Source organism: Cellulomonas septica, assembly GCF_012396155.1.
In the GTDB taxonomy this organism is placed as follows: Bacteria; Actinomycetota; Actinomycetes; order Actinomycetales; family Cellulomonadaceae; genus Cellulomonas; species Cellulomonas septica.
Map to the genome: position 1 here is coordinate 1 of NZ_JAAXOY010000562.1, position 2,384 is coordinate 2,384.

The window sequence follows — 2,384 nt, forward strand, 5'->3', positions numbered from 1 at the left end:
CCCCGCGGGCCCGGTCGCGTCGAGGAACGCGTGGTCGGCGACGCCGAGCGACGACAGCGCGGCGGCGAGCTCGGTATCGCGGTGCGCGGCGAGCGCGGGCTCGTCGCCCTCGAGGTGCGCGAGCGCGTCGCCGATGACCTCGCCGCGCTCACCGCGCGTGCACGTCACGACCATGACGGGCAGCCCCGCGCGCGCCCAGGTGGCGAGCAGGGCGCCGGTCGACAAGGTCTCGTCGTCGGGGTGCGCGTGCACCGCGAGGAGCCCGCCGACCGGCGCCACCGGCGTCAGGACTTCTTGTTGCGCGCGGTGATGCGGGCGCGCTCGGTCTGGTCGAGCACCACCTTGCGGATGCGCACGATCTCCGGCGTCACCTCGACGCACTCGTCCTCGCGCGCGAACTCCAGCGACTCCTCGAGCGTGAGCTTGCGCGGCGGCACGAGGTTCTCGAAGTTGTCCGCCGTGGAGGAGCGCATGTTGGTGAGCTTCTTCTCCTTGGTGATGTTGACGTCCATGTCCTCGTTGCGGGAGTTCTCGCCGACGATCTGGCCCTCGTAGACCTCGGCGGTGGGCTCGACGAAGAACGAGCCGCGCTCCTGCAGGTTGATCATGGCGAACGGCGTCACGGCACCCGCACGGTCGGCGACGAGCGAGCCCGACTGACGGGTCTCGATCGGGCCCGCCCACGGCTCGTAGCCCTCGGAGATGGACGACGCGATGCCGGTGCCGCGGGTGTCGGTGAGGAACCGCGTGCGGAAGCCGATGAGGCCGCGCGCGGGCACCAGGAACTCCATGCGGACCCAGCCGGTCCCGTGGTTCGACATGGTCTCCATGCGGCCCTTGCGCTGCGCGAGGAGCTGCGTGACCGCGCCGAGGTACTCCTCCGGGACGTCGATCGTCATGCGCTCGACGGGCTCGTGCACCTGGCCGTCGACCTTCTTCGTGACGACCTGCGGCTTGCCGACGGTGAGCTCGAAGCCCTCGCGGCGCATCTGCTCGACGAGGATCGCGAGCGCGAGCTCGCCACGGCCCTGGACCTCCCACGCGTCCGGGCGGTCGGTCGGGACGACGCGGAGCGACACGTTGCCGATGAGCTCCTTGTCGAGGCGGTCCTTCACCTGGCGCGCGGTGACCTTGTGGCCCTTGCCGCCCTTGCCCGCGAGCGGGCTCGTGTTGATGCCGATGGTCATCGAGATGGCCGGGTCGTCGACCGTGATGAGCGGCAGCGGGCGCGGGTCGTCCGGGTCCGTCAGCGTCTCGCCGATCGTGATGTCCTCGATGCCCGCGACCGCGACGATGTCGCCCGGACCCGCGGAGTCCGTGGGGACGCGCTCGAGGGCCTTGGTCTCGAGGAGCTCGGTGATGCGCACGTTCTGCAGCGAGCCGTCCGACCGCGCCCACGCGACGGTCTGGCCCTTGCGCAGCGTGCCGTTGAAGATGCGGAGCAGCGCGAGGCGGCCGAGGAACGGCGAGGCGTCGAGGTTCGTGACGTGCGCCTGCAGCGGCGCGCCCTCGTCGAACGTCGGGGCGGGGATCTTCTCGAGGATCGTCGCGAACAGCGGCTCGAGGTTCTCCGAGTCCGGCAGGCCCCCGTCGGCGGGCTGGTTCAGCGACGCGCGGCCGGCCTTCGCGGCGGCGTACACGACGGGGACGTCGAGGATCGCGTCGAGGTCGAGGTCCGGGACCTCCTCGTGGAGGTCGGACGCGAGGCCCAGCAGCAGGTCGGTCGCCTCGTGGACGACCTCCTCGATGCGGGCGTCGGGGCGGTCGACCTTGTTGACCACGAGGATGACGGGCAGCTTCGCGGCGAGCGCCTTGCGGAGCACGAAGCGGGTCTGCGGGAGCGGGCCCTCGGACGCGTCGACGAGCAGGACGACGCCGTCGACCATCGACAGGCCGCGCTCGACCTCGCCGCCGAAGTCGGCGTGGCCGGGGGTGTCGATGACGTTGATCGTGATGCCGTCGGGCTGACCCACCGCGGCCGCCGCGGGACCGGCGTACCGGACCGCGGTGTTCTTCGCGAGGATCGTGATGCCCTTCTCGCGCTCGAGGTCGCCGGAGTCCATCGCGCGCTCGTCGACGTGGGCGTGCTCGCCGAAGGCGCCGGACTGCCACAGCATCGCGTCGACGAGGGTGGTCTTCCCGTGGTCGACGTGGGCCACGATCGCGACGTTGCGCAGGTCGGCGCGCACGCCGGTGACGGTCGTGGACTCAGGCATGGGTGTACTCGGCTTTCGCAGGTGGGGAGCGCGCCGGGACGTGGCGCCGGACGATTCTACCCGCCCGACCCCCGGGTCCGCCGTGGCGCCCGTCACCCCGCCGCCCGTCGCCCCGCCGGGCGTCGCCAGCCTTGCGGCCGCGATCCGGCCACGGGCGTCAGCCGTCCG

2 protein-coding genes are annotated in these 2,384 nt (G+C 72.2%); both read right to left on the reverse strand.

All coding sequences use genetic code 11. The features are described from left to right. Nucleotides 1–279 (reverse strand): PIG-L family deacetylase (locus HGA02_RS16565; RefSeq protein ID WP_343035549.1); only part of this gene is annotated, 279 nt, incomplete at its 3' end. A gap of 5 nt (nt 280–284) precedes the next feature. Continuing rightward, complete coding sequence (gene typA / locus HGA02_RS16570; RefSeq protein WP_168680227.1) at nt 285–2,216, reverse strand: translational GTPase TypA; 1,932 nt, start codon at nt 2,214–2,216, stop codon at nt 285–287. Nucleotides 2,217–2,384 lie beyond the last annotated feature (168 nt).

What these genes read in the sequence shown, in the direction of transcription:
- typA (WP_168680227.1), bottom strand. Translation starts at nt 2,216, where the DNA reads ATGCCTGAGTCCACGACCGTCACCGGCGTGCGCGCCGACCTGCGCAAC.